Here is an 8,950-nt window from a genome sequence, read left to right as displayed (position 1 = left end):
GCTCAGCTCCCCTTCGGCGGCACGAGCTGCAGGTACACGGTGGTGAGCACCAGGTTCAGCACGAACAGCAGCAGGAACGTGATGACCACGGACTGGTTGACGGCGTCCCCGACGCCCTTCGGCCCGCCCTTGGGGTTGAGCCCGCGGTAGGCGGCCACGACCCCGGCGACGAACCCGAAGATGACCGCCTTGATCTCGCTGATCCACAGGTCGGGCAGCTGGGCCAGGGCCGAGAAGCTCGCCAGGTACGCACCCGGCGTCCCGTGCTGCATGATCACGTTGAAGAAGTAGCCGCCGAGCACGCCGACGACGCTGACCATGCCGTTGAGGAAGACCGCGACGCCCATCGCGGCGAGCACGCGGGGCACGATGAGCCGTTGCACGGGTGAGACGCCGAGGACCTCCATGGCGTCGATCTCTTCGCGGATGGTGCGCGACCCCAGGTCCGCGCACATCGCGCTCCCGCCCGCGCCGGCGATGAGCAGCGCGGTGACGATCGGGCTGGCCTGCTGGATGATGGCCAGGACACTGGCCGCGCCGGTGAACGACTGCGCACCGATCTGCGTGGTCAGCGACCCGATGTGCAGCGCGATGACCGCGCCGAACGGGACGGACACCAGGGCCGTCGGCAGGATCGAGACGCTCGCGATGAACCAGAACTGCTGGATCAGCTCACGCGCCTGGAACGGGCGGCGGAACGTCAGCCGGACGACGTCGAGGCCGAGCCCGTAGAGCCGCCCGGTCTGCCGCAGCGCGGCGGCCCCGGGGAACGACGCCGTCGTCGTCCGTTCGGCCATTCGTGTGCCTCCCCAGCGGTTTCGGCGGCACGCCGAATACACCCGAGGTGAGCAAGGGGAAATGGTCCGAACAGGGTAACAATGGTCGGCCATTCACGGTCTCGGGGATCGCCGTGCCGTTTCCTACTGGTCGGTACGCTAACGAGGGCCCTGCTGGGAGACAAGAACTTCAGCGGGATCACGCGGTCACGGGCTGGTAACCGCGCCTTTTCTTGTCGGGTGCTGACAAACGGAACGGATCTTGTTGTCAAAGATGGAAAAGAAAATACCGACCCGGCTGCCGGAAGTGACGGAAGAGCACTTTTGCGGCGCCCGGACGCACGGAAGGGCACCTCCAGCGCGTGCAGGTGCCCTTCGGTGCGGTGGAGTCAGGACTTGAGGCCGGCCAGCAGCTCGTAGGACCGGACGCGGTCGGCGTGCCCGTGCACCATCGTCGTGACCATCAGCTCGTTCGCGCCGGTGTCGGCCAGCAGCTGCTCGAGTCCCTTGTGGACCGTCTCCGGCGAGCCGATGATGCTCGAGCCGAAGCGGTCGGCCAGGAACGCGCGGTCGATCTCCGTGTACGGGTACTCGGCTGCCTCCTCCGGGGTCGGCAGCGCGATCGGGCGGCCGCGGCGCAGGCTCAGGAACGTCAGCCCGGACGGCCCGGCCAGGAACCGCGCGCGCTCGTCCGTCTCGGCCGCCACGACCGACACGCCGAGCATCACGTACGGCTCGTCGAGCACCCCGGGCCGGAAGTTCTCGCGGTACAGCTGCACGGCCGGGATGGTGTTCTCGGCCGCGAAGTGGTGGGCGAAGGAGAACGGCAGCCCGAGCCGCCCGGCGAGCTGCGCGCTGAAGCCGCTCGAGCCGAGCAGCCACACCGGCGGCTGGTTGCCCTCGGCGACCACCGCGTTGACGCCACGGGCCTCCGAATGGGTGAAGTAGCCGATCAGCTCCTGCAGGTGCTCCGGGAAGTTGTCCGCGGACAGCCCGCCGGGGCCGCGCAGCGCCAGCGCCGTCCGCTGGTCGGTGCCCGGCGCGCGGCCGATGCCGAGGTCGATGCGGCCCGGGTGGAACGCCTCCAGGGTGCCGAACTGCTCGGCGACGACCAGCGGGGCGTGGTTGGGCAGCATGATGCCGCCCGACCCGACGCGGATCCGCTCGGTCGCGTCGGCGACGTGCCCGATCAGCACGACCGTCGCGGAGCTGGCGATGCCGGGCATGTTGTGGTGCTCGGCCAGCCAGTAGCGGGTGAAGCCCAGCCGTTCCGCGTGGCGGGCGAGGTCCAGGGTGTTGCGCAGCGTCTCGCCGACGGTGTTCCCCTCCGAGACGGGGGACAGGTCGAGCACGGACAGCGGCACGTCAGGCAGTGAGCTCACAACCGGGGTCAACGCCCCGGTGCCGCGTTTGCTTCCCGGCCCGCTGTGACGGCCTTCACGAACCGGGGAAGATGACGCATGGCCGAGCTTCCCCTCCGCGATCGTGCGGGCAACGTCCTGCTGGCCGTGCGTCAGGTTCCCGAAAGCGATCTCACGCGGCTGGCCGGCGAAATCCCGGTGCCCGCCTCCCTGGTCGTGGCCGTCCACGCCGGCGCCGTCCTGATGATGTTCGACCGGCGGCGGCAGCAGTGGGAGCTGCCCGGCGGCATGCGGGAGGCCGGGGAGGGCACCCGCCGCGCGGCGGCCCGCGAACTGGCCGAGGAGACCGGCATCCGCGGGGTGGCCTTGACCTTCGCGGCGGTGGCCGAGTTCGCCCTGACCCGGCCCGCGCGCCGGGAGCTGCTCGCCGTCTACCGGACCGATCTCGGCGCCGCGCCCCGGCTCAGCCTCGGCGAAGAAGGGCTCGGGTTCCGCTGGTGGTCGCCCGGCGAGCCCGTGGGCGCGGACACGAGCCCGCTGGACGCGGAGATCGCCGCGCGAGTCCTCGCCGGAGTCGCCTGAAAGGGGTTTCCCCAACCCCGCCCGGCCGGGCGCGCGACCCGATACCGTGGGGCCGGAAACCGGAAAAGGGAGGACGGGGTGCCGCGTCCGGAGCGACCCTTGGATCCCGGGGACGACCCGCTGACCGGATTCGCCGCCGATCTCCGGCGGTTGCGGGAAAGTGCCGGGAATCCGACGTACCGCGAGCTCGGCCGGCGTGCGCACTATTCGGCCGGGACGCTTTCGGAGGCCGCCGGCGGGCGGAAACTCCCCAGCCTGGCCGTGACCCTGGCCTACGTCCGGGCCTGCGGCGGGGTGCCCGGTGAATGGGAAGAGCGCTGGCACGCCGTCGCCGACGGCGCGCGCCCGGACGAGGCCGCCGCGCCCGCGCCGGAAACCGGGGAAAAGCCGCCGTACGTCGGGCTGTCCGCATTCACCCCCGCCGACGCGAGCCGGTTCTTCGGCCGCGAACGGCTGGTCGAAAAGCTCGTCACCCGGCTTTCGGGACAACGTTTTCTCGCCGTTCTCGGCGCCTCCGGCTCGGGGAAGTCGTCGCTGCTGCGGGCGGGCCTGCTGCCGTCGGTGAAGGACCCGGTCATCCTGCTCACCCCCGGCGCCCGGCCGTTGCAGGAGTGCGCGGTCAAGTTCGCGGCCGCGCTCGGCCTCGCGCCCGGCGCGCTGCTCGACGACTTCGCCGCGCACCCGCGCAACCTCGGTCTCGCCGCCCGCCAGCTCGCCGAGTTGGACGACACCGACGTCGTCGTAGTCGTCGACCAGTTCGAAGAGGTCTTCACCCTCTGCCAGGACGAGCAGGAACGGGCCCGCTTCCTCGACGCGCTCGTCACCGCCACCACCGAGCCCGGCAGCCGGACCCGGGTCGTCCTCGGCATCCGCACCGACTTCTACACCCACTGCGCGCGGCACGCGGACCTCGCCGAAGCCATGCAGGACGCGCAGGTCCTCGTCGGCCCGATGACCACCGAGGAGCTCCGGCAGGCGATCACGCGGCCCGCCGTTGACGCCGGGTACCGCGTCGAGACCGCGCTCGTCTCGCGGCTCGTCGCCGACGCCACGGGCCGCCCCGGCGTCCTGCCCTTGCTCTCGCACGCCCTCCTCGAAACGTGGCGACGACGGCGCGGCACCACGCTCACCCTCGCCGGGTACGAGTCGACCGGCGGCATCGAACGGGCCATCGCCCAGACGTCGGAAAGCACTTTCGCGCGGCTCTCGGCGCGCCAGCAGCGGCTGGCCCGGCAGGTCTTCCTCCGGATGACCGCGCTCGGCGAAGGCACCGAAGACACCAAGCGCCGGATCGGCCGCGGCGAGCTCGACACCGACGACGAGGACACCGCCGTCGTGCTCGACGGCCTCGCCGCCGCGCGGCTGGTCACCCTCGACGACACCGGCATCGAGATCACGCACGAAGCCCTCATCCGCGGCTGGCCGCGCCTGCGCGAGTGGCTCACCGAAGACCGCGAAGGCCTGCGCGTGCACCGCCAGCTCACCGAGGCGACCGACGCCTGGGAGGCCGTCGGCGAGGACCCCGGCTGGCTCCACCGCGGCACCCGGCTGGCCATCGCGCGGGAGTGGGCCGCCCGCCAGGACACCGCGCTTTCCCGGCGGGAACGGCGGTTCCTCGACGCGAGCCTCGCCGTCGAGCACGCGGAACGGGAACGCGACCGCCGGCGTACCCGGCGGCTGCGGCAGCTCGTCGCGCTGCTCGCCGTGCTGCTGGTGGTCGCCGTCGCGGCCACGGTGTACGCGGTGCGCGCGGAGAGCACGGCCACCGACCAGCGCAACAGCGCGCTCGCGCAGAAGGTCGCCGGGCAGGCGCTGGCCATGCGCGCGACCAACCCCGCGCTGGCCGCGCAGCTCGCGCTCGCCGCGTACCGCCTCGACCCGGGCGCCGAGGCACGCAGCAGCGTGCTCGGTGTGTTCGCGACGCCGTATTCGACGCGCGTCACCGGGCACACCGGCCGGGTCAACACCGTCGCCCTCCGCCCGGACGGCCGCGTCCTCGCCACCGCGAGCTGGGACGGCACCGCGCGCCTGTGGGACGTCCACGACCCGCACCACCCGGTGCCGCTGGGCGTGCTCACCGGGCACACCGGCAACGTCAACAACGTCGCCTTCAGCGCCGACGGCCGGACCGTCGCCACCGCGGGGTTCGACGGCACCGCCCGGGTCTGGGACGTGCGCGACCCCGCCCGGCCGGGGCCCGGCACGATCGTCGAGCAGCACGACGGCAAGTCCTACGCGGTCGCCTTCAGCCCGGTGGCGCCGCTGCTGGTGACCGCCGACGTCACCGGCGCGCTGCGGCTGTACGACACCACCGACCCCGGCCACCCGCGGCAGGCGGGGGAGCTGACCGGGCACACCTCGTACGTCAACAACCTCGCGTTCAGCCCGGACGGCCGGCTGCTCGCCTCGGCGTCGGCCGACAAGACCGCCCGCCTCTGGGACGTTCCCGGGAAGCGCTCGCTCGGCGTCGCGGCCGGGCACACCGACGTCGTGCACTCGGTCGCCTTCAGCCGCGACGGGCACACCCTCGCCACCGCGAGCGCGGACCAGACCGCGCGCCTGTGGGACGTCACCGATCCCGCCGCCCCGGCGCAGCTGGCCTCGCTCGGCGCGCACAAGGCCATCGTGCGCTCGGTCGCGTTCGCCCCCGACGGGCACACCCTGGCCACGACCGGCTTCGACCGCACCGCGCGGCTGTGGGACGTCGCCGACCCGCGGCAGCCGCGGGAGCTGCAGTCGCTGCCCGGGCACATCGGCGCGGTCGGGTCCGTGGTGTTCAGCCGCGACGGGCGCACGCTCGCCACGGCCAGCGACGACCAGTCGGCCCGGCTCTGGGACCTGCCCGGGCCGGCCGTCCCCGCCCACACGGCGCGCGCGTGCCACGAAGCCTTCGGCCTCGGGGTCCTTGCCACCGGCGGCTACGACCAGGTGGTGCGGCTGCACGACCTCGCCGACCCGGCCGCACCCCGCACGATCGCCACGATCGGCGGCTTCGGCGACGCGGTCTGCGGCGTCGCCATCAGCCCGGACGGCCGCACCCTGGCCACCGGCAGCTGGGACCACACGATGACGCTGCGGGACATCACCGACCCGGCCCACCCGGGGCCGCCGACGGTCTTCTCCCGGCCGCACGACGACATCGACGCGGTCGCGTTCAGCCCGGACGGCAAGGTACTGGCCACGGCGGGCGACGGCCACACGGTCCGGCTCTGGGACCTCGCCGACCGCCTGCACCCGGTCGAGGTCGCCAAGCTGCAGGGGCACGACGACGACGTCCACACACTCGCCTTCAGCCCCGACGGCCGGACGCTGGCCAGCGGCAGCTGGGACCACACCGCGCGGCTGTGGGACGTCTCGGCGCCCCGCGCCCCCAGATCGTTGGTGAAGCTGGAAGGGCACACCGACACGGTCTTCTCGGTCGCGTTCAGCCCCGACGGCCGCATGCTGGCGACGGCGGGCGCCGACCGCGTGGTGCGCCTGTGGTCCGTCGCCGATCCCGCCGCCGCGAAGGTCTCGGCGGTCCTCGCCGGCCACACCGACATCGTCATGGCGGTGTCCTTCAGCGGCGACGGTCGCGTGCTGGCCTCCGGCAGCTACGACCGCACGATCCGGCTGTGGGACGTCGCCCGCGCCGAGCCGTACGCGGTGCTGCCCGAGGAAGGGGACCGGGTCTACGCGGTGCAGTTCGCCCCGGACGGCCACACGCTGGCGGGCGCGGTCGCGGACGGGAAGGTACGGTTCGCCGAGACCGATCCTGACCGGGCGGCCGACAGGATCTGCGCCGTCGCGGCACCCCGGGTCACCGAAGCCGAGTGGTCGGCGAGCCTGCCGGGCATCGATTACCGGCCGCCCTGTTCATAACGAGTTGTTCGGCGTTGTTGTTCGGTGCCGGCACGCGGACACCGAACAACGTTTGTCCACTAGACATGCCCTCGGACGCCACGTCCCGCGACGTTCATTCACCGGGGGTCTGAAGGGCTCCTTCAAGGACGGGAGCCCCCGCATCCCGCCCTCGGAGGAGCCCTTCAGCGTGCCCGGGGTCAGCCCGCCGGGATCCAGTCGGGGTTCGAGGCCAGCACGATCAGCTGCTGCGTCGCCCGGGTCAGCGCCACGTACAGCACCCGGCGGCCCGTCGTCGACTCGACGATCAGGTCGTTCGGCTCCACGAGCACGACCGCGTCGTACTCCAGGCCCTTCGAGTCCAGGCTGCCGACGACCTTGAGCCGCTCGTCCGCCTGTCCCGACACCCAGCCCGCGACCTCCGGCACCCGGTCCATCGCCGTGATGACGCCGACCGTGCCCTCGACCGCGCCCAGCAGCTCCTTCACCGCCGCCTGCGTCGCGGTCGCCAGGCCCGCCGCCTCGACCGGGCGGACCTCCGGCTCGACGCCGGTCTTGCGCACGGCCACCGGCAGCTCGCCCGCCTCCGCGTGCCCCGCCACGACCTTGGCCGCGAGGTCGAAGATCTCCGCCGAGTTCCGGTAGTTCGTCCGGAGCGTGAAGCGCCGGCGGGCCGTCTTGACGCCGAACGCCTGGTCGCGCGCCGAAGCCGCCTCCGCCGGGTCCGGCCACGAGCTCTGCACCGGGTCGCCGACGACCGTCCAGCTCGCGTACTTGCCGCGCCGCCCGACCATCCGCCACTGCATCGGCGAGAGGTCCTGCGACTCGTCGACGACGACGTGGGAGTACTCGTCGTAGTGCTCCGGGCGCGTCGGCGCGCCGCCCGAGCGCTCCGGCTCGACCTCGATCACCTGGCGGCGCTTGCGCTTCGGCGGCGGGCCGATCAGCACGCGCAGCTCGTCGAGCAGCGCGACGTCCGCGATCGACCAGCCGCGCGAGCGGTCCGCGAGGTCCGCCGCCAGCAGCGAGATCTCCTGCCGGTTCAGGACGCCCTTCGCCACCGACGCCAGCCGCTTCTCCTCGCCCAGCCACCTGAGGATCTGCGCCGGGTAGAGGATCGGCCACCAGACGACCAGGAAGCGGTGGAAGTCGATCCGCTCGCCCAGGTCGGTGATCAGCTCCGCGCGGTCGATCTGCTTGCCGTCGGCCTTCGCGTACTCCTCGGCCTTCGCCGCCAGCGCGTCGAGCAGCAGCTCCGCCGCCCGGATCCGCGACCGGTTCGGCGGCGCGCCCTGCGTGTGGGCCTTGCGGCGGACCTTCTCCAGCTCCCGCGCGGTCAGCTTGAGGACCTCGCCGCGGTAGACGATCCGCATCTCCTCCGGCGCGTCCGGCGGCGTGTCGCGCAGCGCGCGCAGCAGGATCTTGCGCATCCGCAGCGACCCCTTGATCGCGGCCAGCGGCGCCGCGTCCTGGCGGGTCGCCTCCAGCCCGTCGAGGACCTCGCCCAGCGCGCGCAGCTCGACGTTCGTCTCACCCATCGAGGGGAGGACGCGCGAGATGTAGCTGGTGAACACGCCCGACGGCCCGATGACCAGGACGCCGGCGCCGCCCAGCTGGCGGCGGTAGCGGTAGAGCAGGTAGGCCGCGCGGTGCAGGGCGACGGCGGTCTTGCCGGTGCCCGGGCCGCCGGTGATCTCGGTGACCCCGCGCCACGGCGCCCGGATGACCTCGTCCTGCTCCTTCTGGATGGTCGCGACGATGTCGCGCATCTTCTCGCCGCGCGAGCGCCCCAGCGCGGCCATCAACGCGCCTTCGCCGACGATCTGCATGTCCTCGGGGACGGCGTCGGCGATCAGGACGTCGTCGTCGACGTCGAGGACGTTCTGGCCCGAGCAGCGGATCACGCGCCGCCGCACGACGTCCATCGGCTCCTCGGCGGTGGCCTGGTAGAACGCGGCCGCGGCCGGCGCGCGCCAGTCCGTGACGAGGTTGTCGAACTCGGCGTCGCGGATGCCCAGCCGGCCGACGTAGGTGCGTTCGCCCTCGCGGTCGTCGAGCCTGCCGAAGACGAGCCCCTCGTACTCGGCGTCGAGCGACTGGAGCGTCTGGTTCGCGTGGTAGACCATCATGTCGCGCTCGAACAGCATCGACGCCTGCTCGAAGATCGCCTCGCGCTGCGCGCCCTGGCCGATCTCGTAGCCCTTCGTGCGCATCGCCTCGGCTTGGGTGCGCAGTTCGTCCAGACGGGTGTACACGCGATCGACGTGGGCTTGTTCGATGGCGATCTCGGCCCGTCTGACCCGAGGTTCCGACACGCATGGCTCCTTGACAGCTCTGGATCGCCTCCGAGGGCGAAGAACGACTCTACGCGTTGGCTCCGGCGGGCACACC

The 8,950-nt window shown here is 72.7% G+C and carries 5 protein-coding genes; 2 read left to right on the top strand and 3 right to left on the bottom strand.

Annotated elements, in window-relative coordinates; genetic code table 11:
* Nucleotides 1-2: 2 nt before the first annotated feature.
* Nucleotides 3-797, bottom strand: a complete 795-nt coding sequence (locus ACWEVP_RS12645; protein WP_364450897.1) for an MlaE family ABC transporter permease — start codon at nucleotides 795-797, stop codon at nucleotides 3-5.
* A gap of 368 nt (nucleotides 798-1,165) precedes the next feature.
* On the bottom strand, nucleotides 1,166-2,158 hold the full coding sequence (locus tag ACWEVP_RS12640; protein ID WP_452062673.1) for an LLM class flavin-dependent oxidoreductase: 993 nt from the start codon (nucleotides 2,156-2,158) through the stop codon (nucleotides 1,166-1,168).
* Nucleotides 2,159-2,236: 78 nt separating this feature from the next.
* On the opposite strand from ACWEVP_RS12640, the gene ACWEVP_RS12635 reads away from it, so the two are divergent.
* Both ACWEVP_RS12635 and ACWEVP_RS12630 read left to right on the top strand, forming a co-directional pair.
* Entirely contained in the window at nucleotides 2,237-2,719 is a 483-nt protein-coding gene (locus tag ACWEVP_RS12635; protein ID WP_452062672.1) for an NUDIX hydrolase, read from the top strand.
* A gap of 99 nt (nucleotides 2,720-2,818) precedes the next feature.
* Nucleotides 2,819-6,580: an nSTAND1 domain-containing NTPase gene (locus ACWEVP_RS12630; RefSeq protein ID WP_452062671.1), complete on the top strand. Its 3,762-nt coding sequence runs from the start codon at nucleotides 2,819-2,821 to the stop codon at nucleotides 6,578-6,580.
* A 179-nt stretch (nucleotides 6,581-6,759) separates the two neighbouring features.
* On the opposite strand, the gene ACWEVP_RS12625 is transcribed toward ACWEVP_RS12630, so the two are convergent.
* The gene (locus tag ACWEVP_RS12625; RefSeq protein WP_452062670.1) at nucleotides 6,760-8,874 is read right to left on the bottom strand and encodes a HelD family protein; all 2,115 of its coding nucleotides are present in this window, start codon (nucleotides 8,872-8,874) and stop codon (nucleotides 6,760-6,762) included.
* Nucleotides 8,875-8,950 lie beyond the last annotated feature (76 nt).

The organism is Amycolatopsis sp. NPDC003865 (genome assembly GCF_053605345.1).
Note: the sequence above shows the minus strand (reverse complement) of the source record. Positions and strands in the feature narration are given on the sequence as shown.